Below are 26,572 nucleotides of genomic sequence, written 5' to 3' on the forward strand. Positions count from 1 at the left end.
GGTAAAACTACCTAGATATCATTTTGCATTTTCATAGATCATATTAAACATTGTGTTGGCTATTTTGTCTTTAAAATTATTAATTTAAATAACTTTTATAATAGTTTTCAATTAATTGATAATTACAAAACAAATAAGTTATAAAATTGATATAACATACTAATATTTACATAATTTATGTTTTTTTATAATTTGTAATGTATAATCACAAAATTATAAAATATAAAATTTAGTACAAATTATTCATAAAATTCATTAAGTATATGAAAATAAGAGAATTAAAAATATTATAAAAAAGAGAATTTTAAAAAGTTTATATAAGAGTATTTGTAGAAACTAACAAATCACTTGTTATAAAATTAGTATTAAGTATGTTATTGTAATAAAAAATGATAATTATTATTAAATATGAGAGAGCATAAATAGTGGAAAAGCAAAATGAAAAATATACTTGTATCGACTTATTTGCTGGTGCTGGTGGATTATCATTAGGTTTTAAACAAACAAATAGATTTGATATATTAGCCCACATTGAATGGGAAAAGCCTATGGTTGAAACTCTTAGAAATGATTTAGTAAAGCGTTTTAATTTTACTTTAAAAGAAGCTAAAAAAAGAGTTATTAGATTTGACATTCAAAAGGTTGATGAATTAATAAATGGCTCATGGAGTGAAGAATCATTAAAAAATTATATTAATGATAATGATGAAAATATTGCAAAATATGGATTAAATGGTTTATTAAATGGTAAAAACATTGATATAATCATTGGAGGTCCACCTTGTCAAGCTTATTCTATTGCAGGTCGAGCTCAAGATAAAAATTCTATGAAAAATGATTACAGAAATTATCTTTTTGAGAGTTTTGCAAAAATTGTAGATTATTATAAGCCAAAGTGCTTTGTTTTTGAAAATGTGCCTGGTATGTTAAGTGCTAAACCTGGTAATAAATTTATAACACATAGAATTTATAGTGCTTTTGCTAAAATTGGCTATGATATAAAAAATCCAAATCAAATGAAAGATATAATTTACAATAGTAATGATTATGATGTACCACAAATTAGAAATCGTGTAATAATTTTTGGTGTTAAAAAAAATAATGAAAAAAAACAAAAACTGACAGATTTTTACACAATACTCAATAATCTAAAATCAAAAAATCCACCACTTATGCTAAAAGATGTGTTAAAAAATCTTCCTAAATTTAAACCATTAAAAATACCAATTAAAATAGATGGTAAAAATATATCTCATGAATTAGTTAGTAATTTTAATTTAACTCAAAATTTTCCTCGATTTAATAACCAGCGTGATTTAAAAGCTATGAAATTTTGGGTAGAAAATAGTATGAATAATGCTACTACAAAAGAAAAACTTGATTTTTATACTAAAATTACAGGGAAAATCTCAAAACATAATAAATATCGAAATTTAGAATGGGATAAACCAAGTCCTACACTTGTATCACATTTACAAAAAGATGGTTTTATGTTTATTCATCCTAGTCCAAAACAAAATCGTTCTATTACGATAAGAGAAGCTGCTATTTTACAAACTTTTCCAAATGATTTTGAGTTTATAGGTTCACAAGGATCTTGTTTTAAAATGATAGGTAATGCAGTCCCTGTGAATTTTGCAAAACATATAGCACTAGCAGTGGCAAAGGTTTTAGATGAGAGAAATTAATATAATAGTGGCTTGTGAAGAGAGTCAAAGGGTATGTATCGAATTTCGTAAACTTGGTTTTAATGCTTATAGTTGTGACCTTTTAGAGTGCAGTGGTAATCATCCAGAATGGCATTTTAATCATGATATTTTTAGTATTATAAAAAATAAAGGTGGCATAACACAAAGTGGAATAAATATTAATGTAAAAAAGTGGGATATGATGATAGCACATCCACCTTGTACTTTTTTAGCAGTTAGTGGTGCAAAATGGTATTATCATCCTGATGATAAAGATTTACCGATAGCAAAGCGCAGACCACATCCAAAATTTCCAAATAGAGCAAAAGATAGAGAAATAGCAGTTAAATTTTTCATTGACTTAACAAAGGTGGAAATCCCATATATTGCTATAGAAAATCCTATAGGTATTATGAATACTCGTTACCGTAAAGCAGACCAAATAGTTCAACCATATCACTTTGGTGACAGTGCAAGTAAAAAGACTTGTCTTTGGCTAAAAAATCTACCACTGCTTAAATATACAAATATAGTTGAACCAGGTGAATTTATAGAGTTTAAAAGTGGTAAACGTATAGCCAAATGGTATAGTGATGGATTAACTAAAACAAAATCAGCCAAAGAAAGACAAATTTGGCGAAGTAAAACTTTTCCTGGATTTGCTAAGGCAATAGCTGAACAATGGGGCAAATTTATAAAAAATGAATTAAATAAAAAGGATAAAAAGTGAAAATTTATTTAAGAAAAGTAGATAAACAGTGTATTGAAAAACAAATCAGTATAAAGCAATATATATTACATAGTTTTTTTGGTAGTGCAAAAGATCAAGAAATAATATCAATGAAAGGTACTTTATCAAACGAAAGTGGTGAGGTAAAAATACTAACATCAACAGATCCACGACTTGGCGGGGATATTAAAAAGATTATAAATGCAGAAGTTGCTGAAATTGTCCAAACTGAGCCTAGTTATCAACTTAGTATTAATGATATATTACTGTTTGCATATATTGGATCAAAAAAATATATGCTTGAAATTATTACAAAAAATGATGCAAGATATCAAGTTTTATTAGATTTGGTAAATAATCCACAATTTAAGACTAGAAACGGATGGGATAATTTACACTTACTCGCTTATAGTGATAATGAAGAGCCAAATTTTCTTAACAATACTAGCAATAACAACAGTGTAGAAATTGATGAAAATTTAAGAGAAAAAGGTGGAGAAAATATCATCTTGTATGGTGTGCCAGGTAGTGGTAAAAGTCATACTATAAAAATAAAGTATCCACAAAATGAATATATCTTTGAAAAATTAGTTTTTCATCCTGACTATTCATATAGTGATTTTGTAGGACAAATAATGCCTATTGTAAAAGATGAAATCGTAAGTTATGATTTTATACCTGGACCTTTTACAAATATTTTAAAAAAAGCATACAATAACCCAAGTGGTAAATATATTTTAGTTATTGATGAAATAAATCGTGGCAATGCTCCTGCAATATTTGGTGAAGTTTTTCAACTACTTGATAGAGATGAAGATGGAAATAGTAATTATGCTATAAATAATGATAATATAGCAAAAATAGTTTATAAAGGTAATACACAAAGACATATAAAGATTCCATCAAACTTATGGATAATTGCCACAATGAATACAAGTGATCAAAATGTCTTTACACTTGATACTGCTTTTCAGCGTAGATTTTCTATGCAACTTATTAGAAATTCTTTTGATAAAAATAAAAAAGAGTTTGAAAGTGAAGAAAAATACAATGAATATAAAAATTTTATAGATAAGAAAATTTTAAATACCGATGTTACTTGGCAAAAATTTTGTAAAACTATAAATTCGATCATATCCAAAAGCGATAATGATGTTAACTCCATGGAAGATAAAAGACTTGGTGTATTTTTTGTAAGAAATGATGACCTAGAAAGTAAAGAAAAATTTGCTCACAAAGTTTTAAAATATCTTTGGGATGATGTTTTTAAATTTGACAAAGATAAACTTTTTAATAAAAATAAATACCACACACTAGAAGAAGTCATTGAAAGATTTGTTAATGAAGATGGAAAATCTCAATTTGATATTTTTATCGATGATGTTAAGGCTATGTTATATGTTTAATTTAAGGGAGCATTGCTTTATGGACAATGAATTAGACGATAATTTTGTTGGTATTAGAAGTAAAGAAAATAAGCTTCAAATTTGCTTTCCACTAGGGATTAACTTAGATTGTGATGACAAGAATATAAGAACAGATATTAGAAAACTAATATCTGTACTTTTAAAATTTAACAAATCTCATACAAAATCTTATTTTGTAGATAATAAAAACGAACAGATCGAGCAATCATTTCCACTTATTGCGTATAAAAATATCATAGAATATTTTCTTTCTCACGGTTACTATACCGAGCGAGAAAATATCTATCAAACCACTACAAAAGGTAAGATAAACTTTGCTAGAACGATTAATAAAAATCGCCCTAACATCCAAAATAATAATTCTGTAATTTATATGCAGTTTCAAGCTAAAAAAAATCAAGCCAATAAAAATGGGTTAATTACAGCTATAAATAGATATTGTGTTTATGAGGCATTTTGCAAATTTGGTTTTGCTTACAATTCATTTATGCCACCAAAATACAACTTACCAATAAATAAAAATCAATGTCTTTATGTTTTGCAAAGTAAATTAGATAATACATTTGATGATAAAAAACGATTACTTTTTAGTTCTATGAGAGATATGCTTTTACAAAGTGATAAATCCTTAAAAGAGAGCGAGTTTAAATTTGGAACAACGGCTTTTCATACTATTTGGGAAAAGATGATAGATAGAGCATTTGGTGCTACAGATAAGGATGAATATTTTCCAAAAACTCAGTGGAAATTAAAATATACAGATAATAAAGATAATAGCTCATTACAACCTGATACTATTATGATTGATGATGGCAAAATCTATATATTAGATGCAAAATACTACAAATATGGTGTAAAATTAAAAGGATTGCCGCAAAGTAGTGATATAATTAAACAGGTAGCTTATGGTGAATATACAGAATATAAAACAAAAAATAATAAGATATATAATATTTTTTTGATGCCGTATAACAAACAAAATAATAATTTTGAAGTTAAAATAAATGGTATTTTTGAAAATATTGGAAAAGCTACTATTGAATGGAAAAACAGCAAAAGCTACACAGAAATTCAAGGCCTCTTAGTAGATACTAGATTTTTAATTTATAATTATGATAAGATTGGTTCTACACATAAAGAACAATTAATTACAGCAATTAGCGATATTGACCACTAGGATATACAAAAATATAAAGCTCTTTTGGATTACCTACAGCTTTTTTGTATCGTTTATCACTAGATTTTAAATTTTTAATATATTTATCTTGTAAGCTTTGTTTTGCTATGTTTGCCATTATTTTCCTTATAAAGAACCCTAATAATGACCTTAATTAATTGAAAATAATTATAACACAAAAGAAATTAATTGAAATCAAAGATCATTTAGTTTGTTTATATATAGCATTTTGAAAGCATTTTTTGGAAATTAAAGAAATCGAAAGAAATAAAAAATGGTGGCTCCGATTGGACTTGAACCAACGACCACCACCATGTCAAGGTGGTGCTCTACCAACTGAGCTACGGAACCAAAAAATGAAAATTATATAAAAATATTTTTACATTGTGCTTAAAATCACTTTTTAACTTTTTTCATATCATTTAGCCATAAGTCTAGCTGTGCTTCAAAGCCTATGCCTTTGCTATGATAAAATTTCAAATCTTTTTCTAGATATCTTTGCTTAACCCAACCACCAAAATCATGCGGGTAAAGGTAGTTTTTTCTTTGAGGGTTGTTATTATCAAGATAAGGGAGTATTTTTAATGCGGGGTTGTTTTGCACATAATTTAGCGCTTCATTTATAGCAAGATAGCTTGAGTTTGACTTGGGCGAACTTGCTAAAAATACCACACATTGAGCTAAGATGATTCTAGCTTCAGGATAGCCTATGTTTTTTACTGCTATGAGTGTGCTTGTGGCTAGATTAAGTGCTTGTGGGTTTGCATTTGAGATATCTTCACTTGCAAATATCACTAATCTTCTAGCGATGAAATCTGCACTTTCACCCCCATCGATCAACCTTGCAAGATAATACAAGCTCGCATCTACATCACTTCCCCTTAAGCTTTTTATCATAGAACTAGCTAGTTTATAGTGTGTGTCTTTACTTGAAGTACCATCGCTTAAAACATTTGCTCTTAATTTTTTTAAAGTTTCAAGCGTGATATGAGTGCTATCTAAAGCCAAAGCAAACTCACATAAATTTAAAAAGCTTCTTGCATCATTTGCACTAGAAGTGATTAAAAAGTCTTTGGCATCATCATCGATTTTACATTGGAGTTTTTCTTGTACCTTTGTGGCAAGTTTTTCTAAGTCTTTATACTCTAAACCTTTAAATTCAAAAAGCATGCTTCTACTTCTTATACCTGAAGTTAAAGTAAAATAAGGGTTTTCAGTGCTTGCACCTATGAAAAGGCATTTTTGATTTTCCAAAGGGATTAAAAGCATTTCTTGTTGAGTTTTTGAAAGCCTATGTACCTCATCGATAAATATCAAAGGTTTATATAAAGAATTTTCATAATTACTTAGTATTTTTCTAAGTTCTTCAAGCTTAAAATTTCCTCCATCAAACTCATAAAAGTCTAGTTTATACTCATACGCTATAGCCCTTGCAAAAGAGGTTTTTCCACAACCTGCTGGCCCAAAAAATACACTATGAGGGAGTTTTGAAACTTGTATGAATTTTTTAAAAATTTCTACTAAATTTTCTTGTCCTAAAACCTCATCTAAAGTTTTAGGACGAAAAGTTAAGCTTAAATTTGTCATTGTGGATTTATGGTAAGTCTTTCACCATTAATGATAGTTGTAACATCACTTTTATTAGAATCATCATAGATAAAATCAAGTACATAAGAGCCATTATTATCTACAAAATAAGTATCAAAATTTGCAAAATCAGGCCAAAATTGACTAGGAAGAATTTCAGTGTTTGCGTGAAATTGTGATTTTATATTATTTTCAGTGAAAATAGTTTGCCCATTTGCGTCAAATTTTTTACCTTCTTTTTCAAAGCTTAGGTTATTTAAGATGATTTGCGGGTTTGCTTTTAAAAACTGACTTGCTAAAAGCATCATAGAGAAAATATCAGTGTTTGAGTTTTGCACTAAACTATCATAAGCTTTTTTAGAAAGATTATTAAAATTCATATCTAAGTTAATGTTATTTAGCATAAAGTTTTCATTTGCAAGGTTAAATTTAGCTAAATCTAGTTTTAAAACACTATCATAATCATTTTGAGCATTTTGAGCTGTTTTTGCAAAAATTTTTAATTTATCAAAGTCAAAAGCAATGGAACTTATAAAATTAGCACTATCAATGCTTATATTTTGCTCACTATTTCTACTAGGGCTAAAAATATCACTAAAACTTAATTTTTGTATAGGAAATTCAGAAATTTTGATATTTTTTGCTTCTAATTTTTCTTCATGAGATAGTTGTTCTAACAAAACATAACCTAGATTAAGTTCCATATTTTTTACAAATTCCTCAGAACCTGTAATCTTAAAAGATGTGTTATTTAAAACTAAATTTGTATCATTGCGCGTAAAATTAATATCATTTATTTTTGCATTGATGTTAATGTCTCCACCTTTTGCACTAACTAAGATTTTAAAGATTTCTTCATTTGGGAAAATGCCTTTTAAGTCTTCATTTTCATTTAAAATAGAAACGATAGCATTGTTACTTGCAAAAAAATTATTAGAAAAATCCACATTCACTTTAAAACTATAAGGCAAGTCATTCAGTGTAGCTATAAAACTTCCTTTGGAATTTAAAAGTCCTTTGGTGTAGTTAGCATCTTCAACACTATAATATGCTGTATCTTGGCTCATTTGAGCAAATATTTTTCCATTGATTGAGTTAATGTAAGAAGCTGAGGCAAAAAACCCTATAGCTAGTAAAACTACTACTACAACCCCTGCGATGATTTTTTTCATTCATTTTCCTTAAGTGAAATTTTAAAAATTATATATTTTTATTACTAACTAATGTTTATAAAATTCTTACATTTATACATTACTTAACTTTTTTTCTTATAATTGCACTATTTAAAATCAAAGGTAAAAAAAATGAAACTTTTTGGAACAGATGGAGTACGCGGTAAAGCAGGGGAGTTTTTGGATTCATTTTTAGCTATGCGTTTGGCTATGGCTGCTGGAATTTATTTTAAAGACAAAGCCCTTACAAATAATATCTTAGTAGGAAAAGATACAAGAAGAAGCGGTTATATGATAGAAAATGCTATCGTTTCAGGACTTACTTCTATAGGATATAATGTTATAGAAATAGGTCCTATGCCAACACCTGCTATTGCGTTTTTAACTGAAGATATGCGTTGTGATGCAGGGATTATGATATCAGCTTCGCATAATCCTTACTATGATAATGGCATTAAATTTTTTGATGCACATGGAAATAAACTTGATGAGCAAGCAGAAGCAAAAATAGAAGAAATTTATTTTAATGATAAACTCATAGAAGAAGCAAGAACAACAAAATCACAAATTGGTCAAGCAAAAAGAATTGATGATGTGATAGGAAGATATATTGTTTCTATAAAAAATTCTTTTCCTAAAGAACTGACTTTAAAATCTTTACGCGTTGTATTAGATGTGGCTCATGGAGCTTCTTATAAGGTAGCACCTACGGTTTTTAAAGAACTTGGTGCAGATGTGATTGTGATCAATGATAAGCCAAATGGTTTAAATATCAATGAAAATTGTGGGGCTTTACATCCTTTAAATTTAGCTTTAGAAGTAAAGAAATTTAGAGCAGATGTGGGTTTTGCTTTTGATGGGGATGCGGATCGTTTGGTTGTTGTGGATGAAAAAGGCGAAGTAGCCCATGGAGATAGTCTTTTGGGTGTTTTAGCTTTATTTTTAAAAAAACAAGGCAAGCTAAAATCAAGCGTAGTTAGCACTATAATGAGTAATGGTGCTTTAAAAGAGTTTTTAACTAAACACAAAATCACACATGAAACTTGCAATGTAGGCGATAAATATGTACTTGAAAAACTCAAAGAATGCGGTGGAAATTTTGGCGGAGAGCAAAGTGGGCATATTATCTTTAGTGACTATGCAAAAACTGGAGATGGTTTGGTAGCTGCTTTACAATTTAGCGCTTTAATGCTTAGTGAAGCAAAAAGTGCAAGTGAAATTTTAAATCAAGTTAAGCCTTATCCACAACTTTTACATAATCTTAAAATTTCAGAGAAAAAAGACTTAAGTAAGCTTGCAGGTTTAGATGAATTGAAAAAAGATTTAGAAAAAAAAGGAATTGCTAGTTTGTTTAGGTATTCAGGTACAGAAAATTTAATACGCTTATTGCTTGAAGCAAAAGATATTAAGCTTTTAGAAAAAGAAATGAAAGCTGTAGAAAGCTTTTTTATGAAAGCATTGAATGCTTAAAATCTTGTCTTTAAAATTTTGGCTTGTTTTTGCTTTGATTTTTATATTAGATCAAGCAAGCAAGTATTTGTTTTTACAAGGGCTTGAGTATAAGGGTGAATTTTTTGATTTAGTTTTAACCTATAATACCGGTGTGGCCTTTTCAATGTTTGCATTTTTGGGAGAGTATTTAAAATACATACAGCTTGTTTTTATTTTGGCTTTGTTTGGGTATTTACTTTATCAAAAAGAGTTTTTTAAAACGCATTTGATCGCTTTTGCTATTATGCTATCTGCTGGCTGTTCAAATTTACTTGATCGCTTTGTGCATATAGGCGTGGTGGATTTTGTATTTTGGCATAAGTGGTTTGAATTTGCTGTGTTTAATTTTGCTGATGTGATGATAAACATTAGCGTAGCTTTGATTTTAATAAAAGAAATTTTTAATAAAAAAGGAGAAAAATGTTAGATTTTTTGAATGAATGGTATTTATGGATTAAAATGGTGCATTATTTGGCTTTTGTTTCATGGATGGCTGGAATGTTTTATTTACCAAGACTTTTTGTCTATCACACAGAGCATAAAGACAATAAAGGCTTTGTGGAAGTGGTGAAAATTCAAGAAAGAAAATTGTATTTTTATATCCAAACTCCTGCTATGATAGCTGCTGCAATCACTGGAAGCTTAATGATGATGGCTAATAAAGATGTGTTAATGGTAGGTGGATATATGCATGCTAAATTAACCTGTGCTTTACTTTTGATCATTTATCATTTGCAAAATTATTATTATTATAGACAACTTCAAAATGATACTTGCCAAAAAAGTGGAAAATTCTTTAGAGCTTATAATGAAATTCCAACGATATTATTTATAATCATCGCTATTATGATGGTGGTAAGACCGTTTTAGTAAAAAGCCTTTTTTTAAGGCTTTTTATCCTTTAAACTCCATACTTTTAAAATCAAGTGGATCAACATTTTCTTGCATGATATTAATGCGTTCTTTATCTTGTAAGCGTTTATCATCTCTAAATACAGCACGCACCAAATCCATACCTGTGTAAAAATCTTTCATCAAGACCATAAACAAATAACGTCCAAATTCACTTGTATATAAAGTATTGTTTTCTTTTTTTATAGCTTTACTTAGTTTAAGGCCTAAAAGTTCGATGAAAAGATCTTTTTCTAAATTACAATCTAAAGTTTTGTTAAATTTATCAATTTCGATTTTACCAGTAAACATTTCGGTTAAAAAGACATATTTGATGATTTCTTTTTTGCCAAAATTAGCTTTAGCAATATTTGCATTTTGTTTTTCTTTGATGAGTTTAGAATAATCATTTAAATTAAAAGCATTGATTAAAAGTTCTCCATCTAAAAAGCTAAAAGCCCCACTTCCAACGCCTAAATACTCATGATGGCTACTTACATACTCATCATTAAAGCTACTTTTTTCTAAAGAAAATGACCATGCGTTATTTCTTTCATAATCTTTGAAAAAATCTACAATGATTTTATAAAACTCAAATTCATTATCTTTAAAACTTACTCCTAAAGTTTTTGCGATATTATCTTTTGTGAGGTTTGATTTCATCAAAGGATAAGTTGTGATTTGTTGAGGTTTTAAACTTTTGGCTATTTCTAAATCATTGAGCAATTGCTCTTTAGTTTGAGAAGGAAAATTAAAAATCAAATCAAGACTCATAATAGGAAGCACACCTATGGCTTTAGAGAGTTTTTCTTGAAGTTCTTTGCTAGAGCCAAATTTATGATATCTTGCTACTTTTTTTAAGGTATCATCGTCAAAACTTTGTATACCACAGCTTAAGCGATCTATTAGCCCTTTAAACATTTCTAATTTTTTAGGTTCGATATGGTTTGGGTCGCTCTCGCAAGAAATTTCTTTGATATTAAATAATTTTTTGCAAAGTTCTAAAGTTTTAGCAAGCTCTTCTTCGTTGATTAAAGTAGTACCACCACCCACATACATAGAAGTAAAATCAAATCCTTTGTCTTTGATTTGTTTGATTTCTTCTCTTAAACTTTCAAAATATCTTTTTGCTAAATCTTCATTGTAATAATACTTATGAAAACTACAATATGGGCAAAAAGTATGACAAAATGGTATGTGAGCATAAAGCATATAAGATTTTTTTGGATTAACTTTTTTTTCTTGTCCTTTTTTTAAAAGTTTAACATTAAAACCATTCTCTAAAGATTTTTGCATAGCCTTGTGTGAGTAAGAAAGAGCTAAGTTTTGTAAAAAATTCATATTTTTCCTAAAAATTTCATTTTGTAGTTATTTAAAAAGACTATAATTGTATCATATTTTTACAAAGGCTTTATAATGAAAAAGATTTTTATAGCATTTTTTGTATTTTTATTAGGGCTTATAAGCGTGTCAAATTCTGCGCCTTTAGATGAAATTTTCCAAGATGTTAATGTTTCAGGTAGTATGCGTTATCGCTTTGAGCATAATAGCCCAAAAGATAGAGGAAATAATAATTTTAATCAAAGAATTCAAATTCAAATGCATTAACAACTAAGCCTTAAAGACTTAGTTGTTATAAAAGTTTTCCTTTAAGTTTTCTTCCATAGCTTTGATGTTTTCTTTTGATTCTTCTTTAGCATTAAATCCTCCACCAAAAGCTTTCATAACATCTACAATGGAATTTGCAAGCTCATAAGATGAGTTAGTATAAGAAAGTTTAGCATTTAAATAATTTCTTTGATCTTGTAAAAAATCAGCTAAGTTAATCACACCATTTTCATATCTTAAGGTAGAAATTTCATAAATTTTACTTTGAGCTAGAAATAAATTTTTATAATTTTGCTCATTTTCATAATAGCTTTGGCGGTTAAATAAAGCAAGTCTTATTTCTCCAAAGGCTGTTTTTAAGGTATTTTCATATTGTAAAAATGCTTCATCTTTGGTAAGTTTTGCGATATTAACATTATTCATAATCTCACCCCAATGAAAAATCGGCATTGCAAAATTTCCAGCTACATTCCAAGTATTGCTTCCATGTTTGACTAAAAGATCTAAATCATTACTTTGAAAGCCCAAAAGTCCTGTTAAAGAAAGGTTTGGTAAAAATGCAGTTCTAGCTACTCCAACAAGATAGTTTTTTTCTTCTAAAGTTTTTAAACTAGCTTGTACATCAGGTCTTTGAAGTAAAATTTCACTGCCAATGCCCTCAGGTATGCTAAGTTCGTATTGTCCTATTTTTTTATACTCTATGCTATTATAAAGTATATCATCAATATCATTTGAAGTTAAGATTTTTAAAGCTTTGGTATTAGCTTCTTTTTGAATTTTAGCATTTGTGAGTAAAACTCTTGAATTTTCAAGCTCAGCTTTAAATTTATTAAGCTCATACTCACTAATTACTCCAAGTTTAAAATGCTCTAATTTTAACTCATAAGTTTTTTGATAACTTTGGGTTGTTTCTTCTAAAATTTTTACTTGCTCGCTTAGGCTTGCTAGGTTAAAATAAGTTTTTACTACATTAGAAATTAAGCTTAATCTCGCACTTTCATAGTCAAACTCACTAGCTTGTAATTTTGCTTTTGAAGCGCCATAAGTATCTCTGTATTTGCCCCATAAATCTACTTCATAGCTTAAATTTAAACCCATGTTAAAATCATTACCATAAGCAAATTCATTGCTTTTATTGCTTGGAGCATTAATGCTAGTTTTTCCTCTTGCTCCGCTAGCACTTCCATCAAGCTTAGGAAGTAAATCACTTCTTGCTATACCTAAAGTTTCATAAGCTTTTTGTAAATTCATATATGCAATTTGCAAGTCGTTATTGTTTTTTAAAGCTTGATCGACTAAGGTGTTTAAATAATTATCATCAAAAGCTTTCCACCATTGTTTATTAATGCTAATGTTTTGATCTAAACTTTTAGTGTAATTTACATCTTTGATTTCTAAATTTGGTTTTAAACTGCAAGCTGTTATTAAAAAACAACTTGCAAAAATTATTAACTTACGCATTGGTTTTACCTCTTTTTTTATCAAGCCATTTATTAAAACTTTCTAGTAAATAGAAAAATAAAGGTACAAAGAAAATGGCTATAGTAGAAGCTGCTATCATACCCCCTATAACACCTGTGCCTATTGCATGACGGCTTGCGCTTCCTGCTCCATAAGCAAAATATAAAGGTAAAATACCACAAATAAATGCTAATGAAGTCATTACAATAGGTCTAAATCTTAATTTTGCTGCACTAATAGAAGCTTCAAAAATACTTTTTCCTTTTTTAAGGTGTTCTTCCATGGCAAACTCAACAATCAAAATGGCATTTTTAGCTGAAAGACCTATTAAAAGTAAAAGTCCTGTTTGAAAATATATATCATTTTCTAAGCCTCTAAGCCATACAAGAAGCAAAGAACCAAACACCGCAAAAGGCACAGCAGTGATTACTGCTAAAGGCATAAGCCATCTTTCATACTGAGCTGCTAGGATTAAAAATACAAATAAAAGCCCTAGTACAAAAGCTACTTGACCTGCACCACTACTTGTAACTTCTTGATAAGCTGAGCCTGACCAAGCAATAGAATAATCCTCTCCCAAAGTTTCTTTAGCAACTTGAGCAATAGCATCAATTGCTTGTCCTGAAGTATAACCCGGAGCAGGATCGCCTTGCACTAGTGCTGATGGGAACATATTAAAGCGTTTTACATCATCAGGCCCAACCCCTCTATGAAGTGTTAAAACACTATCTAGGGCTATCATAGAACCATCTTTTGCTCTAACAAAGATGTTTTTTAAGGCATTTTGAGTATTTCTAAAATCTCCAATGGCACTAATATTTACACGATAATTTTTCCCAAGCATAGAAAAATCATTCACATAATAAGTTCCTATGGTAGCATTTAATGTGCTAAATACATCTGCTAAATTTAAACCATAAAGTTTTACCTTATCACGATCAATTTCTAATTTTAATTGTGGGAAATTAGTATCAAGCGTTGTTCTTACATTGCTAAGTTCAGGACGTTTGTTTGCTGCTTCAACTAATCTATTTACATCAACTTGAATTTCATCATAGCTTTTACCACCACGATTTTGCGCATACATTTCAAAACCACCGGTTAAGCTTAAACCTTGGATTGGTGGTGGATTAACAAAGAAAGTTTGGAAATTTGGATTTAAGAAATATTGTTTATTATACATACTAGTTAAATCAAAACTACTAGTATCTCTATCATTCCAATTTTTCAAATTTACAAACATTGCACCGGCGTTTTCTTTTAAAGAACCTGTGAAAAGATCATAACCTATAAGTCCTACTACATTTGTTACATTTTCATTTTTACGAATTTCATCTGCCATGGCATCCATTGACTGAGTGGTTCTATTAAGCGAAGATGCTGCAGGTAAGTTAACAATAGTTAAGAAGTTTCCTTGATCTTCAGGTGGAACGAGTGAATTAGGTACAAGTTTGAAAAGTCCATATAAACCACCTAAAAAGATTATAAAAATCAATACAAATCGCACGGTTCTTTTAAGTATATAAGCTACACCGGCTCCAAAAACTTCAGTAGACCAATCAAAAATATCATTAAATTTTTTAACTAAATAAAATGGCTCACCCTCATTTCTTCTTAAAAAAATCGCACATAAAGATGGGGTTAGTGTTAAGGCTACAAAACCTGAGATTGCAACTGAAATTGCAAGGGTTATAGCAAATTGTTTTTGAATTTCTCCCACAAAACCGGATATAAATGAAACAGGTATAAACACCGCACAAAGCACAAGAACGATAGATACAACAGGCGCAGCAACTTCATCCATAGCTTTAATAGCTGCTTCTTTTATGCTTATATTTGGATCTTCATGCATGATTCTGTCAATATTTTCAACCACGATAATTGCATCATCAACAACAATACCAATGGCAAGTACTAAGGCAAAAAGTGTAAGTAAGTTAATACTAAAGCCTAAGACATATAATCCTGCAAAAGTTCCTAAAATAGAAACAGGCACAGCAATCATAGGTATAATGGTTGAGCGGAAATTTTTTAAGAATAAATACATTACAATCACAACCAAAATGAGTGCTTCAAAGAAAGTTTTTACTACTTCTTTAATAGAAGCTTTAATAAATACGGTTGTATCATAAGGCACTTTATAAGTTAAACCCTCAGGAAAACTTTTTGCTAATTCTTCAAATTTTTTCTGCACTAATTCAGCTGTACTTACTGCATTTGCTCCAGTTTGTAAGAAAATCAAAATAGGAGTAGCGTCATTTCCGTTTAATCTACCTTTAAAGGTATATTCTCTTGAACCTAAAGAAACTTCAGCTACATCTTTAAGCCTCAAAAAAGAACCATCACTATTTGCTCTTATGATGATGTTTTCAAATTCTTTAGTGTTTTTTAATCTTCCTTGCATAGTTACTGAATACACATAAGGAGATCTTTCTACCACAGGCTCTTGACCTATCTTACCAGTAGCATATTGAGCATTTTGCTCACTAACTGCAGCAATAACATCCGTTGCAGTAACTTGGTATTTGTTTAATAAATCAGGATTAAGCCAAATTCTCATAGAATAATTTCTTGAGCCAATAGCTACAGCATTACCCACGCCAGGAACCCTAGCAAGATCATCTAAGATATTTAATGCAGCATAGTTATATACTTCAAGTGAATCCATAGAACCATCAGGGGAATATAAAGTAGCAACTTCTAAAATACTTGAGCCGGTTTTTCTTACACTAACACCGGTTTTTTTAACATCTTCAGGAAGTCTTGCCATAGCAGCTGAAATTCTATTGTTAACATCAACTGTTGCTTGGTCAGGATCTGTACCTATGTTAAAATACACACTTAAACTCATATCACCTGAAGAACTTGAGGTTGAATCCATATAAATCATATTTTCAACCCCATTGATTGCATCTTCAAGAGGAATAGCCACCGTTTGAGCCACCGTTTGAGCATCAGCACCTGAGTAATTTGCACTTACTTTTACAACAGGTGGAGTTAGAGAAGGATATTGCTCTACAGGCAAAGAATAAAGGCCTATAATCCCTGCTAAAGAAATGATAATAGCTACAACAGAAGCAAATACAGGTCTTTCTATAAAAAATTTAGAAAACATTATTTATTCTCCATTACGCTAACACTTGCACCAGGACGGATTTTTTTGAAGTTATTTAAAATCACTTTATCACCATTTTTTAAGCCCTTATCAATGATTGCTTTATCAGAAGTTTGATAAATAACATTAACAACAGTTTTAACTACTTTTCCATCTACTAGAGTATAAACATAAGTAGCACTATCATCTTGTAAAAGTGCAACCTGAGGAATTTCAAAACCATCTTTTTGAACAAAGCCTTCAACATGAACATTTGCAAAAGAACCAGGCATTAAACTTGAGCTGTTATTGTCAAAAATAGCCTTTGCTTTTACCCCACCACTATGGGTGTCTATAACGCTATCTATAAAATATAATTTTCCATTAAAAAGCTCTCCGCCAACATTAGCTTGCACTTGGATATTTTCTAATTGCCAGTTACCGCTTTGAATATTTTTATTCATATTGATTTTATCTACATCAGAAATATAAAAGTCTGCAAAGATAGGGTTAATGTTTGTAATACGCACAAGCTCAGTTGATGAAGCATTTACATAATCGCCCACATCCATTAGCGCATCTCCTAAAACCCCATCAAATGGAGCGCTTACTACGGTATACTTTAAGTCTAATCTCGCATTAGCAAGCTTTGCTCTAGCGCTTTCTAAATTAGCTTTGGTAGAATTAAATTTAGCCAAACTTGCATCAAATTCTTTTTGTGAAATAGCATTTTTTTCTATTAAAATTTGATCTCTTTTGAAATTTTTTTCAGCATCATCAAAACTAGCTCTTGCTACCAAAGCTTCTCCATAAGCCATATTTACACTTGCTTGGTATTTATCAGGCTCTATAAGAAAAAGTTTATCGCCTTTTTTAACAGCTTGACCGCTTTTGAAATATTTTGCTTTGATTTCGCCACTTACTTTAGGTTTGATTATCACATCTAATTCAGTGCTTAATCTTGCAGGATAAGTAAATTCTAAAGGTAAATTAGCACTTTGCATAGTCATAATGCTAACAGGTTGAGGAGGGAGTTGTTTAACTTGTGCGTTTTTATCATCTGAGCATGCCACAAATATAAGTGAAGCACAAGCTAGGGTTAAAAGTTTTGTTTTCATTGGTTTCCTTAAAATTATTTATTTAGCTAAACAAAAAAGTAATTTATATTACAAAATGTATGATTACTATTTTATCAATCTTTAGTTAATTAAAATTAACAAGTCCTTGAGTGAAGAGCTTTACGATTTTTTTTGCGTGATTTTCTTGTTCTTTTTTACTCATCGAAACCTTATTTTCAAAAGTGCTTTGTATAAAAAAGGTTCCTCTAAGCATAGCGCAAAATGTATAGCTTAAAAATTCAGCATTTTTGGCTAAATTTTCATTTTCTTCTTCAAATCTTTTTTGAAGTACATATTCTACCTCTTTTCTATTATCTCCTTTAAACCATTTGCCAAAATCAAATTTTTCATTATAAATTTCAGAATAGATAAGTCTTACTATGGCTATGGTTTTAGCGTCATTAAAAATTCCCAAATAAGCTTTTGCAAATTGATGTAGAAATTCTTCTAAATTAGCATTGGGTGAAAGTCGCATATTTTTATTTAAAATAGCTAGAAAATGATTTTCTGCAAAATCATTTAAAACTGCTTCAAATAAACCTTCTTTGCTTTTAAAATGCTCATACACACAAGAAAATGAACCACCAGCTTGCTTGATAATATCTTTAAGATTAGTTGCTTCGTAGCCGTTTTCTAAAAACGACTCCGCAGCAATTTGTTTGATTTTTTCAAGCCTTGCTTGAGATTTTAAAGAAAGTCTTTTTTCCATTTTAATGTTTTTTGTGTTCTATAATTGAATTTTTAGGATATACAAAATTACTTTCTCTTGTGATTATGATGTTTTTATCATCAAGTGCATAAGCTTTGATAGTTAAAGGTATTACGGTATCTTTTCTATCATTATCAGCTAGTTTTTTAGTAGCTTTTAAAACAACTATTTGTTTATCTTTTTCACCAGCTTTTAATTTAAAAGGTTTTTTTGGTCTAATGATTTCTAAACCATCTTCAATGCTTTGTAATTTCACATCAAAATAATACTCATGAGTTTTATTGTCTGTGTTTTGAAATAAAAATACATAAGCATTGCTAATGATTAATTCTCCATCATGGGCTTTTCTAATTTGGTAAAGCTCACTAGAGCGATTGATATTTAAAAGCATATTTTCCTTTTTACTTCCCATTAAAACTAAGGCTGCAAAAACACCACATAAAACCACTAAATATCCGATAGTTCTAAATCTAAAATATTTTACTTTTTCTCTTGTTTCAATAGCTTTTGCACTAGTCCAGTTAATCAAACTAGGGCGATCAAATTTGGCTTGAATTTTTGAACAAGCATCAGCACATTCAAGACAGTTAATACACTCAAGTTGCATTCCTTGACGTATATCTATATGTGTGGGACAAATTTTTACACAGGCTTCACAACCTATACATTCACCTTGTGGTGGTTTTTGATAAAGTTTGGTATGTCCATCATAAACCACACCTCCTCTTTTGTCATCATAGATAACTTGAACGGTGTTATTATCAAACATTACAGATTGAATTCTTGCATAAGGACATACATAAACACAAAATTTTTCACCCAAATACACTATATCAAAAGTAAAGGCCAAAGAGGCACAAAATAAAATCCCTAAAAGCAATAAATGATCAGCAGGGTTTTGAATATATACAAAAAAATCTTCAGGTGGTACAAAATACCATAAAAAAGCACTCATCATTAATAGAGAAAAAAGATAAAAAATCACAATACTTAAAGCTTTTTGAACAAAAAATCCCTCAGCTTGTTTTTGTTTGTTTGCAGTGCTTTTGTGAATTTTAAAGATTTTTGTTTGTAATAAATCTCTATAAATAACTCTAGCAATAGTTTGAGGACAACTCCATGCACACCAAATTCTTCCTGCTAGAGTGGTAACAAAAAGTATGGTTAAAAACATACCCATGATAACAAAAGGCATTAAATAAAGCTCTTGGGTGTCAAAAGCTATAAAAAACAAATTAAGTTTTTTATGATCAAAACTTAATAAAAAGAAATGATTTCCATTGATTTTTACAAAAGGTAATGCTATGAAAATAATCATAGAAATGATATAAGCTATATACCTTTTTTTAGTATAGTTGGTAATACAAGCACTCATTTTTATTTTCCTTAAAAAAAGTTTTTTTAATTGTAGTACTAGAAAAATTAAACCAAACTTTGTCTTAATTAAGAATTTATGTTTAATTTTTATTTATGTAATTATTACAAAAATAAATTTTATTTTCAAGTGAAATTGTGATATAATCCTTTTTTTAATTTTATTTAAGAAAGGTGGTGAGGGTCGTGCCAGGAATTAAGGTACATCCTAATGAGTCTTTTGATGAAGCGTATAGAAAATTCAAAAAACAAGTAGATAGAAATCTAGTTGTTACTGAAGTTCGCGCAAGAAGATTTTTTGAGCCTATGACTGAAATTCGCAAAAAACAAAAAATTTCAGCTCGCAAAAAAATGCTTAAAAGACTTTATATGCTTAGACGCTACGAGTCAAGACTCTAATACCAAAAAGCCGAATTTTCGGCTTTTCTTCGATTATTTTTATGTTTCTTTGGATTTTAATCATTCATTTTTTTGGACTTATTTTACCAGGACCTGATTTTTTCTTAGTAAGTTCTTATGCCTTAAGAGAGGGTATTAAGAGTGCTTTAAAAGCAAGTTTGGGTGTGAGTTTGGCCATGAGTGTGTGGATTATACTTTCTATACTTGGTTTGAGTGTGATTTTTCATCAATTTCCATTTTTGCAAATTGCTTTATCAAGTTTTGGAGCTTGCTATCTTTTGTATTTAGCTTATGGGATTTATAAAAATGCAAAAATAGGTAATATAAAAGTCCAAAAAACTCATATATCTGCATTTTTAAGTGGGATGATTACAAATTTATCTAATCCAAAAGTTATTTTTTATTTTGCTAGCGTTTTTGCAAGTTTTGATTTTGCCCAAATGCGGTGGATGTTGATAGTTTTAATTTTTGTTTTGATTTTAGAAACCATAATTTATTTTTCTTTAATTTCTTTATTATTTTCAAAACCTTTCATGGTAAGAATTTATCAAAAGAATTTAAAACTCATTGATTATTTAAGTGCTTTTATATTTTTTGCTTTTGCTGTGTTTATTTTAAGTAGTAATTTAATGACTATGATAAATTAAAGCAATTAATTTTTATTAATACTTTTTTTGTTAAAATCTTATTTAAGTTAAACTTATTAAATTATAGGAAAGATTATGAAACACATTAAAACTATACTTAAACTTAGTATGATAAGTGGTATTGCTGCAATAAGTGCAGGCGCTTTAAGTGCATGTAGTAGTAATGCAAGTGATTCTAATAATGCATTAAGTCAAGCAGCAAATACTCAAGGTGCTTTTGTTATCATCGAAGAAACTGCTCCAAATCAATACAAAATCAAAGATCAATTTCCAAGTGATGAAACTAGGGTAGTTTTAAAACAACTTGATGGCACAGAAAGAGTTTTAAGTAAAGAAGAAATGGATAAATTAATCCAAGAAGAAGCTGCTAAAATAGACAATGGTACTTCAAATTTAACAAATCCAAATAACGCTCAAATGAGTAGCGGAGGACTTTCTTTAGGCGAAACATTGCTTGCAAGTGCAGCTGGTGCTATACTTGGTAGCTGGATAGGTTCAAAGCTTTTTAATAACCAAAATTTTGCAAATCAACAAAGGGGGGCATTTTCAAACCAAAGCGCTTATCAAAGAAGTGTAAATAGTTTTAATAAAGCAAGCACAAGTGCTACTTCAAGCTCGAGCGCGAAAAAATCAGGCTTTTTTGGCGGTGGTTCTAAGGCCACTTCAAGTTCTTCTAGCTCTTTTGGATCTTAAGGGTGTAAAATGAATTTTTTAAAAGTAAATCCTTTAGAAAAATCTTACCTAGAACAGATAGGCTTTTCATGGCATACAGATAATGATGGGAGTGATTATTTAGATTCTAATTTAGTTTGTGTGAGAGAAAATGAAGCAAATGCATATTATGAAGCAGTGAATGAACTTTATGATATGTTTGTAGCTGCTGCGCAAGAAGTGATTGATAATGATCGTTTTGATGAGCTTGGAATTCCTTTTAATTTAGTTGATGCGATTAAGATGAGTTGGGAAAATGATGTGCATTGGCATTTATATGGAAGGTTTGACTTAGCAGGTGGGCTTGATGGTAAGCCTATAAAGCTAATAGAATTTAATGCTGATACTCCAACATCTTTATTTGAAAGTGCTATTTTACAATGGGCTATTTTAAAGCAAAATAACCTAGATGAAAGCTCGCAATTTAATAATATATATGAAGCCTTAAGAGATAATTTTAAAAGACTTATCACTTTAGAAGAAGATGTAAGCGAGTTTGAAAAGTATTATGAGGGTTGGAAGATATTATTTTCTTCAATCGCAGGTAGTGATGAGGATATGATTACAACCAAACTTTTAGCACACATTGCTCGTGAAGCAGGTTTTGAGAGTGAGTTTTCTTTTATAGATGAAGTAGAATTTTCGCCCGAAGGTGTTTTTAAAAATGATGTAAATTTTGAGTATTTTTTCAAACTCATTCCTTGGGAAAGTATAGCCATAGAAGAGGGTGAGCTTGCTATGCTTTTAACGCAAATCATGCAAAATCAAAAAGCAATCATTTTAAACCCTGCTTATACTTTACTTTTTCAAAGCAAAGGTATAATGAAAATTTTATGGGAGCTTTATCCAAATCATCCTTTATTACTTGAAACAAGTGATAAGCCTTTAGTGGGTAAAAAATGTGTTAAAAAGCCTGTTTTTGGTAGAGAAGGAGCAAATGTTTCCATTATAGAAGCTAATGGAGATGTAAGTTTTGAAACAAAGGGAGATTATCAAAATAATCGCTTTGTATATCAAGAATTTGCTGAGTTTAATAAAAATGAAAATGATTATTATCAAGCAGGAGTTTTCTTTGCTTATGAGGGTTGTGGATTAGGTTTTAGAAAAGGTGGTTTGGTGCTTGATAATTATTCTAAATTTGTAGGACATATAGTAAAAGATTAATGAAAATAGTATGCTTAGATGCTGCTACCTTAGGTGGAGCGGATTTAACGGTTTTTGAAAGTCTTGGCGAGTTTGTAAGTTATGACTTAACTTCTAAAGATGAGGTTATTGCAAGAATAGCTAATGCACAAGTTGTGATGATAAATAAAATCATCGTTGATAAAGAAGTGATTGACAACACTAATCTAAAACTTATTTTACAACTTGGTACAGGGGTAAATAATATAGATGTAGCTTATGCAAATTCTAAAGGTATAGTGGTAAAAAATGCCGCTAGTTATTCTACAAAAAGTGTTTTAAGCCATACCTTTGCCTTGCTTTTTGCTTTTTTAAATCAAATTCCATATTATGATAAATGGAGTAAAGATGGCAAATGGTGTAAGAGTAAAATGTTTTGTGATTTTAGTAAGACTTTGCATACTTTAACCGGTAAAAAACATGGTATTATAGGACTTGGAGCTATAGGTAAAGAAGTAGCTAGGGTTTCTCAAATGTTTGGTTCTAAAATTTGTTATTATTCTACCTCAGGGATTAATAATAATGATGAGTATGAAAAAGTAAGCCTTGAAGAGCTTTTAAAAACTTGTGATGTAATTAGCATACATGCGCCTTTAAATGATAAGACAAAAAATTTATTAAGTAAAAAAGAACTAATGCTTTTAAAAGATGAGGCTATTTTGATTAATGTAGGGCGTGGTGGAATCATCAATGAAGCAGAATTAGCTCAAGTTATGAATGAGAAAAATATCAAAGCAGGGCTTGATGTGCTTGAAATAGAACCTATGATTAAAAATCATCCTTTGCTTAGTATAAAAAATAAAGAAAATTTAATCATCACTCCACATGTGGCATGGGCAAGTGAAGAATCCATACAAAATTTAGTCCAAATTGTATTTAATAATCTTAAGGAGTTTATAGAAAATGGCAAGTGAACATAGTTTTGATATTAGTGGGGAAATTGATAAGCAAGAGTTAAAAAATGCTTTAGAGCAAGCTAAAAAAGAGCTTGATAGCAGATATGATTTAAAAGGCATTAAAAGTGAAATAGAGTTAAATGAAAAAGAAAGTGTTTATAAGCTTATTTGCTCTAGCGAAGCAAAGCTTGAAGTGTTAAAAGATATTGTTATTTCAAAGCTTATTAAAAGAGGGATAAACCCTAATGGTATTAAGGAGTTAAGCAGAGAAAGTGGGGCAAATTTTAAACTAAATTTAAAAGTTAATGACGCTATTGATGCTGATAGTGCTAAGAAGATTAACAAAGCTATAAAAGATAGTAAGTTAAAGGTAACTTCAAGCATTAGAGGTAATGAAATTCGCGTAGTTGGTAAGCAAATTGATGATTTACAAAGCGTGATGAAAATAGTAAAAGAACTCAATTTAGAACTTAATCTTAGTTTTAAAAACCTTAAATGAAAACTTTACTTCAAATAGTTTTTTTGTGTTTTGTGTGTGTTTTTTTAAGCTCTTGTGCTTTAAAAAGCAAAACACAAGCACAAAGTGCTTATGTTATTTTAAAAACTCCAGAGTTTAAATTTGCTGATTATGGCTTTTTATATGAGGGGAAAAATTTTACAAGTTTAGAGCTTTATAGCGCTTCTAAAGCCTTGCTTGAGTTAAAAATTAGCGATAAAATTTGCGTTAATGGTGTTTGTTATGCAAAAACTTTTTTTAATAAAAGATTTTTTAATAATGAATATTATGATGATTTTTTACAAGATCTAATCTATAAAAAGCCTATTTTTTATGGAAAAAATAAACAAGCTACCTCTTGTGGTTTTACTCAAAAGATTATAAGTAAAAATTATGATATTTTTTATGAGGTTTGTGATAAAAATATGAGTTTTAATGATAAAAAATCCAAAATCAAATTTAGCATAAAATCAATATAAAGGAAAATATGAAAGATTTAAAACTTTTTCTTAATGATACTTTTAAAAGCAATATTTATAAAAACTTACAATGCAGTGAAGATGAAATTTTAATTTTAAAACACTTATGCAAAAATTATTTGCAGGCAAATGCAAGCATTAATGCTTATAATCTTCTTAGCGAAGTTTTTAAAAATGATGAGTATGAGTATTTAGATCATTTAAAAGATCTTAAAAATCTTATAGAAAAAGGTTTTATTGTTCAAATTTTTTCTGATTTTAAATCGAGTAAAAACTCAAGTTTGCTTTTAAATTTATTGCAATGTGAGTTAAGTTTAAGTGAAGTTTTCTTACAAGTTTTAGAAAATAAAACCATACAAGATTATATGCAAGATCAAATTTATGAAGATCATATTGCGTATTTAAAAGATGAATTTTTTAAAATCGAGCTTTATCAAAGATTGCGTTTTTTTGCTAAAAGCTCTCAAAGTAAGAATATTAAAAAAGATATAACCACCTTTGAAGCATACATTAAAGAGCGTTTAAAGAAAAGTAAAATTTCTAATGTTTTAGCAGATATTTTTAAAGAATATGCTTTAAATGATAAAGAATGTTTGATATTTATTAGTTTGTTAAAAGAAGAGTATTTGCTAAATGCTGAAAATTCTTATAGTAGAGATTTTAATTTTTTACTTCATTTAATTAGCGAGGATGAGGCTCAAAAGCAAGAAAATAAAGCTTTACTAGAAGAAGATTCTAAGCTACTTAGTTCAAATCTTTTAGAATATGATGAATTTATTAATTCTTTGGGTGATATAACTAAGATTTTTTATTTAAGTGATGATATTTTACAAAGAATTATTAATTTTAAAGAGCCAAAGAAAAATAAAAAAATTAAACTTCAAAATTTAGTTAAAGAGCAAGATATTTTTGAGCTAATCGAGCCAAATATCAATATAGATGATGTTATTATGCCCCAAAGTACTAAAGATTTGTTAGAAAGTATATTAAAACAACAAGATAAAAAGGTTTTAGAAAGATTAAATAAATGGGGTATAAAAACTAATAAAAACATAGAAGCCAAGATAATTTTCTATGGTCCTGCTGGTACAGGTAAGACTATGAGTGCATTAAGTATGGCAAAAGCTATGAAAAAATCCATTTTGAGTTTTGATTGCTCGAAAATTTTAAGTAAATATGTGGGCGAGAGTGAGCAAAATGTAAGAAAGATTTTTGATACTTATAAAGAGCTTTGTCAAACAAGTAAGCAAAGTCCTATTTTGCTTTTAAATGAAGCAGATCAGTTTTTAAGTACTAGAGTAGAAAGTAGCGCTGGTGCTGATAAAATGCATAATCAAATGCAAAATATTTTTTTAGAGCAAATTGAGCGTTTTAGCGGAGTTATCATAGCAACAACTAATTTTTTAGAAAGTTTAGATGTGGCTTTTTCAAGAAGATTTGAGTATAAAATTGAATTTAAAAAGCCAAATTATGAACAACGCTTAATGATATGGCAAAAAGCCTTGCCTAAAAATGCTAAATTTGATGATAGTTTTGATTTAAAAAATTTAGCTTCGCATGAATTAAGTGGAGCTCAAATTGTAATGGTAGTTAAAAACACAGCTTTAAAAGCGGCTATTTCTAAAGATGGTGTTTTTAAAATGAGCGATTTTTTACATACTATAGAAAAGGAAATAGAATCTTCATTTGATAAAAATAAGATAGTTGGCTTTAAAAATTAAAATTCACACAAATTTCACAAGCAAACAATATCATTCTTTCAACTTTTATTTAAAGGAGAAAAAATGAAAATGAAATTAATGGTAGCTAGTTTAGTTTGTGCAAGTTCTATGTTTGCAGATATGGTTGTTAGCCCAAATGCTTTACCTCAAAAGGCTCAAGAGTTTTTAAATACTCATTTTAAAGGCGTAAATGTAGGTTATGTAAAACAAGATGTAGATTCTTATGAAGTAAATTTGGTTGATGGAACTGAAATTGATTTTATCATTAATGGAGACTGGAAAGAAGTTGATGGAAAATATAAAGCAATTCCAACAGGATTTATCCCAAAAGAAGTTATTGCTAAAGTACAAGCAGCACAACCAAATGCAGCTATTGTAGAAGTAGATAAAAAAATCAATGGTTATAAATTCAGAACAAACAATATGATGGAAATTTATACAGATTTTAAAGGTAATATTTTAGGTCAAAAATTTGATGATTAATCGCTTAAACTAAACCCATTAAGGGTTTAGC

At 29.3% G+C, this 26,572-nt stretch carries 25 protein-coding genes, 1 tRNA gene and 1 pseudogene; 17 read left to right on the forward strand and 10 right to left on the reverse strand.

Annotated features, from left to right (window positions below):
- Window positions 1-425 precede the first annotated feature (425 nt).
- From L8V88_RS03205 to L8V88_RS03220, 4 genes and pseudogenes are all read left to right on the forward strand, one after another.
- Window positions 426-1,688, forward strand: a complete 1,263-nt coding sequence (locus tag L8V88_RS03205; RefSeq protein WP_263724152.1) for a DNA cytosine methyltransferase — start codon at window positions 426-428, stop codon at window positions 1,686-1,688.
- Window positions 1,675-2,443, forward strand: a pseudogene (locus L8V88_RS03210) (hypothetical protein). The gene L8V88_RS03205 and the pseudogene L8V88_RS03210 overlap by 14 nt, the downstream one beginning before the upstream one ends.
- Window positions 2,415-3,824, forward strand: coding sequence for an McrB family protein (locus tag L8V88_RS03215; protein ID WP_263724153.1), 1,410 nt, complete (start codon window positions 2,415-2,417; stop codon window positions 3,822-3,824). The pseudogene L8V88_RS03210 and the gene L8V88_RS03215 overlap by 29 nt, the downstream one beginning before the upstream one ends.
- The gene (locus L8V88_RS03220; RefSeq protein WP_263724154.1) at window positions 3,817-5,022 is read left to right on the forward strand and encodes an LlaJI family restriction endonuclease; all 1,206 of its coding nucleotides are present in this window, start codon (window positions 3,817-3,819) and stop codon (window positions 5,020-5,022) included. Before L8V88_RS03215 ends, L8V88_RS03220 begins: the two co-directional genes overlap by 8 nt.
- Here the strand turns inward: L8V88_RS03220 and L8V88_RS03225 are convergent.
- From L8V88_RS03225 to L8V88_RS03240, 4 genes are all read right to left on the reverse strand, one after another.
- The gene (locus tag L8V88_RS03225; RefSeq protein WP_263724155.1) at window positions 5,003-5,140 is read right to left on the reverse strand and encodes a hypothetical protein; all 138 of its coding nucleotides are present in this window, start codon (window positions 5,138-5,140) and stop codon (window positions 5,003-5,005) included. The genes L8V88_RS03220 and L8V88_RS03225 overlap by 20 nt on opposite strands.
- A 157-nt stretch (window positions 5,141-5,297) precedes the next feature.
- Window positions 5,298-5,373 (reverse strand) — tRNA-Val (locus L8V88_RS03230).
- A gap of 45 nt (window positions 5,374-5,418) precedes the next feature.
- On the reverse strand, window positions 5,419-6,609 hold the full coding sequence (locus L8V88_RS03235) for a replication-associated recombination protein A (protein WP_114640745.1): 1,191 nt from the start codon (window positions 6,607-6,609) through the stop codon (window positions 5,419-5,421).
- Window positions 6,606-7,781, reverse strand: a complete 1,176-nt coding sequence (locus L8V88_RS03240; protein ID WP_263726755.1) for a YdgA family protein — start codon at window positions 7,779-7,781, stop codon at window positions 6,606-6,608. The genes L8V88_RS03235 and L8V88_RS03240 overlap by 4 nt, the downstream gene beginning before the upstream one ends.
- 132 nt (window positions 7,782-7,913) lie before the next feature.
- Here L8V88_RS03240 and glmM point away from each other — a divergent pair, with 132 nt between their 5' ends.
- Genes glmM through hemJ form a run of 3 tightly spaced genes read left to right on the forward strand, consistent with a single transcriptional unit; the run spans window position 7,914 to window position 10,142 of the window.
- Window positions 7,914-9,251 (forward strand): phosphoglucosamine mutase, encoded by a 1,338-nt coding sequence (glmM, locus tag L8V88_RS03245; protein WP_214116308.1) that lies wholly within the window; start codon window positions 7,914-7,916, stop codon window positions 9,249-9,251.
- Window positions 9,244-9,699, forward strand: coding sequence for a signal peptidase II (gene lspA / locus L8V88_RS03250; RefSeq protein WP_263726757.1), 456 nt, complete (start codon window positions 9,244-9,246; stop codon window positions 9,697-9,699). Before glmM ends, lspA begins: the two co-directional genes overlap by 8 nt.
- Window positions 9,693-10,142: a protoporphyrinogen oxidase HemJ gene (gene hemJ / locus L8V88_RS03255; protein ID WP_263726758.1), complete on the forward strand. Its 450-nt coding sequence runs from the start codon at window positions 9,693-9,695 to the stop codon at window positions 10,140-10,142. Before lspA ends, hemJ begins: the two co-directional genes overlap by 7 nt.
- Window positions 10,143-10,166: 24 nt before the next feature.
- On the opposite strand, the gene L8V88_RS03260 is transcribed toward hemJ, so the two are convergent.
- Window positions 10,167-11,504 (reverse strand): coproporphyrinogen III oxidase family protein, encoded by a 1,338-nt coding sequence (locus L8V88_RS03260; protein WP_263726759.1) that lies wholly within the window; start codon window positions 11,502-11,504, stop codon window positions 10,167-10,169.
- Between the two features lie 75 nt (window positions 11,505-11,579).
- Here L8V88_RS03260 and L8V88_RS03265 point away from each other — a divergent pair, with 75 nt between their 5' ends.
- The gene (locus tag L8V88_RS03265) at window positions 11,580-11,771 is read left to right on the forward strand and encodes a mini-MOMP protein (protein WP_039627274.1); all 192 of its coding nucleotides are present in this window, start codon (window positions 11,580-11,582) and stop codon (window positions 11,769-11,771) included.
- 18 nt (window positions 11,772-11,789) lie between these two features.
- On the opposite strand, the gene L8V88_RS03270 is transcribed toward L8V88_RS03265, so the two are convergent.
- The 5 genes from L8V88_RS03270 to ccoG form a co-directional block, all read right to left on the reverse strand.
- A complete protein-coding gene (locus tag L8V88_RS03270; RefSeq protein WP_263663667.1) occupies window positions 11,790-13,232 on the reverse strand; it encodes an efflux transporter outer membrane subunit in 1,443 nt (480 codons plus the stop codon).
- Window positions 13,225-16,347 (reverse strand): efflux RND transporter permease subunit, encoded by a 3,123-nt coding sequence (locus L8V88_RS03275; RefSeq protein WP_263726760.1) that lies wholly within the window; start codon window positions 16,345-16,347, stop codon window positions 13,225-13,227. The genes L8V88_RS03270 and L8V88_RS03275 overlap by 8 nt, the downstream gene beginning before the upstream one ends.
- Window positions 16,347-17,444 carry an efflux RND transporter periplasmic adaptor subunit gene (locus tag L8V88_RS03280; RefSeq protein WP_263726762.1) on the reverse strand — a complete coding sequence of 366 codons (1,098 nt, stop codon included), beginning with the start codon at window positions 17,442-17,444 and terminating at the stop codon, window positions 16,347-16,349. Before L8V88_RS03280 ends, L8V88_RS03275 begins: the two co-directional genes overlap by 1 nt.
- 85 nt (window positions 17,445-17,529) lie before the next feature.
- Entirely contained in the window at window positions 17,530-18,153 is a 624-nt protein-coding gene (locus L8V88_RS03285; protein ID WP_263726763.1) for a TetR/AcrR family transcriptional regulator, read from the reverse strand.
- Between the two features lies 1 nt (window position 18,154).
- Window positions 18,155-19,528 carry a cytochrome c oxidase accessory protein CcoG gene (ccoG, locus tag L8V88_RS03290; RefSeq protein ID WP_263726765.1) on the reverse strand — a complete coding sequence of 458 codons (1,374 nt, stop codon included), beginning with the start codon at window positions 19,526-19,528 and terminating at the stop codon, window positions 18,155-18,157.
- A 185-nt stretch (window positions 19,529-19,713) separates the two neighbouring features.
- Between ccoG and rpsU the strand changes: the two genes are divergently transcribed.
- The 9 genes from rpsU (at window position 19,714) to L8V88_RS03335 (ending at window position 26,541) form a co-directional block, all read left to right on the forward strand.
- Entirely contained in the window at window positions 19,714-19,926 is a 213-nt protein-coding gene (rpsU, locus tag L8V88_RS03295) for a 30S ribosomal protein S21 (RefSeq protein WP_002780697.1), read from the forward strand.
- 41 nt (window positions 19,927-19,967) lie between these two features.
- Window positions 19,968-20,573, forward strand: coding sequence for a LysE family transporter (locus L8V88_RS03300; RefSeq protein ID WP_263675383.1), 606 nt, complete (start codon window positions 19,968-19,970; stop codon window positions 20,571-20,573).
- Window positions 20,574-20,648: 75 nt separating this feature from the next.
- The gene (locus L8V88_RS03305) at window positions 20,649-21,266 is read left to right on the forward strand and encodes a UPF0323 family lipoprotein (RefSeq protein WP_258108466.1); all 618 of its coding nucleotides are present in this window, start codon (window positions 20,649-20,651) and stop codon (window positions 21,264-21,266) included.
- Between the two features lie 9 nt (window positions 21,267-21,275).
- On the forward strand, window positions 21,276-22,448 hold the full coding sequence (locus L8V88_RS03310; protein WP_263726766.1) for a glutathionylspermidine synthase family protein: 1,173 nt from the start codon (window positions 21,276-21,278) through the stop codon (window positions 22,446-22,448).
- The gene (locus L8V88_RS03315) at window positions 22,448-23,380 is read left to right on the forward strand and encodes a D-2-hydroxyacid dehydrogenase (RefSeq protein ID WP_263726767.1); all 933 of its coding nucleotides are present in this window, start codon (window positions 22,448-22,450) and stop codon (window positions 23,378-23,380) included. Before L8V88_RS03310 ends, L8V88_RS03315 begins: the two co-directional genes overlap by 1 nt.
- The gene (locus L8V88_RS03320; RefSeq protein WP_263675379.1) at window positions 23,370-23,861 is read left to right on the forward strand and encodes a YajQ family cyclic di-GMP-binding protein; all 492 of its coding nucleotides are present in this window, start codon (window positions 23,370-23,372) and stop codon (window positions 23,859-23,861) included. Before L8V88_RS03315 ends, L8V88_RS03320 begins: the two co-directional genes overlap by 11 nt.
- Window positions 23,858-24,337 (forward strand): hypothetical protein, encoded by a 480-nt coding sequence (locus L8V88_RS03325; protein WP_263726769.1) that lies wholly within the window; start codon window positions 23,858-23,860, stop codon window positions 24,335-24,337. The genes L8V88_RS03320 and L8V88_RS03325 overlap by 4 nt, the downstream gene beginning before the upstream one ends.
- Window positions 24,338-24,345: 8 nt before the next feature.
- Window positions 24,346-26,058 (forward strand): ATP-binding protein, encoded by a 1,713-nt coding sequence (locus tag L8V88_RS03330; RefSeq protein ID WP_263726770.1) that lies wholly within the window; start codon window positions 24,346-24,348, stop codon window positions 26,056-26,058.
- A 63-nt stretch (window positions 26,059-26,121) separates the two neighbouring features.
- On the forward strand, window positions 26,122-26,541 hold the full coding sequence (locus tag L8V88_RS03335) for a PepSY-like domain-containing protein (RefSeq protein ID WP_039619466.1): 420 nt from the start codon (window positions 26,122-26,124) through the stop codon (window positions 26,539-26,541).
- Window positions 26,542-26,572 lie beyond the last annotated feature (31 nt).

The sequence above is a fragment of the Campylobacter sp. IFREMER_LSEM_CL2101 genome, assembly GCF_025771825.1.
Classification (GTDB): Bacteria; Campylobacterota; Campylobacteria; order Campylobacterales; family Campylobacteraceae; genus Campylobacter_D; species Campylobacter_D lari_C.

Excerpts from the sequence above, each read along its gene's own strand:
- L8V88_RS03220 (WP_263724154.1), top strand. The coding sequence starts at position 3,817 with ATGTTTAATTTAAGGGAGCATTGCTTTATGGACAATGAATTAGACGAT.
- L8V88_RS03225 (WP_263724155.1), bottom strand. The coding sequence starts at position 5,140 with ATGGCAAACATAGCAAAACAAAGCTTACAAGATAAATATATTAAAAAT.
- L8V88_RS03235 (WP_114640745.1), bottom strand. The coding sequence starts at position 6,609 with ATGACAAATTTAAGCTTAACTTTTCGTCCTAAAACTTTAGATGAGGTT.
- L8V88_RS03240 (WP_263726755.1), bottom strand. The coding sequence starts at position 7,781 with ATGAAAAAAATCATCGCAGGGGTTGTAGTAGTAGTTTTACTAGCTATA.
- glmM (WP_214116308.1), top strand. The coding sequence starts at position 7,914 with ATGAAACTTTTTGGAACAGATGGAGTACGCGGTAAAGCAGGGGAGTTT.
- lspA (WP_263726757.1), top strand. The coding sequence starts at position 9,244 with ATGCTTAAAATCTTGTCTTTAAAATTTTGGCTTGTTTTTGCTTTGATT.
- hemJ (WP_263726758.1), top strand. The coding sequence starts at position 9,693 with ATGTTAGATTTTTTGAATGAATGGTATTTATGGATTAAAATGGTGCAT.
- L8V88_RS03260 (WP_263726759.1), bottom strand. The coding sequence starts at position 11,504 with ATGAATTTTTTACAAAACTTAGCTCTTTCTTACTCACACAAGGCTATG.
- L8V88_RS03265 (WP_039627274.1), top strand. The coding sequence starts at position 11,580 with ATGAAAAAGATTTTTATAGCATTTTTTGTATTTTTATTAGGGCTTATA.
- L8V88_RS03270 (WP_263663667.1), bottom strand. The coding sequence starts at position 13,232 with ATGCGTAAGTTAATAATTTTTGCAAGTTGTTTTTTAATAACAGCTTGC.
- L8V88_RS03275 (WP_263726760.1), bottom strand. The coding sequence starts at position 16,347 with ATGTTTTCTAAATTTTTTATAGAAAGACCTGTATTTGCTTCTGTTGTA.
- L8V88_RS03280 (WP_263726762.1), bottom strand. The coding sequence starts at position 17,444 with ATGAAAACAAAACTTTTAACCCTAGCTTGTGCTTCACTTATATTTGTG.
- L8V88_RS03285 (WP_263726763.1), bottom strand. The coding sequence starts at position 18,153 with ATGGAAAAAAGACTTTCTTTAAAATCTCAAGCAAGGCTTGAAAAAATC.
- ccoG (WP_263726765.1), bottom strand. The coding sequence starts at position 19,528 with ATGAGTGCTTGTATTACCAACTATACTAAAAAAAGGTATATAGCTTAT.
- L8V88_RS03300 (WP_263675383.1), top strand. The coding sequence starts at position 19,968 with ATGTTTCTTTGGATTTTAATCATTCATTTTTTTGGACTTATTTTACCA.
- L8V88_RS03305 (WP_258108466.1), top strand. The coding sequence starts at position 20,649 with ATGAAACACATTAAAACTATACTTAAACTTAGTATGATAAGTGGTATT.
- L8V88_RS03310 (WP_263726766.1), top strand. The coding sequence starts at position 21,276 with ATGAATTTTTTAAAAGTAAATCCTTTAGAAAAATCTTACCTAGAACAG.
- L8V88_RS03315 (WP_263726767.1), top strand. The coding sequence starts at position 22,448 with ATGAAAATAGTATGCTTAGATGCTGCTACCTTAGGTGGAGCGGATTTA.
- L8V88_RS03320 (WP_263675379.1), top strand. The coding sequence starts at position 23,370 with ATGGCAAGTGAACATAGTTTTGATATTAGTGGGGAAATTGATAAGCAA.
- L8V88_RS03325 (WP_263726769.1), top strand. The coding sequence starts at position 23,858 with ATGAAAACTTTACTTCAAATAGTTTTTTTGTGTTTTGTGTGTGTTTTT.
- L8V88_RS03330 (WP_263726770.1), top strand. The coding sequence starts at position 24,346 with ATGAAAGATTTAAAACTTTTTCTTAATGATACTTTTAAAAGCAATATT.
- L8V88_RS03335 (WP_039619466.1), top strand. The coding sequence starts at position 26,122 with ATGAAAATGAAATTAATGGTAGCTAGTTTAGTTTGTGCAAGTTCTATG.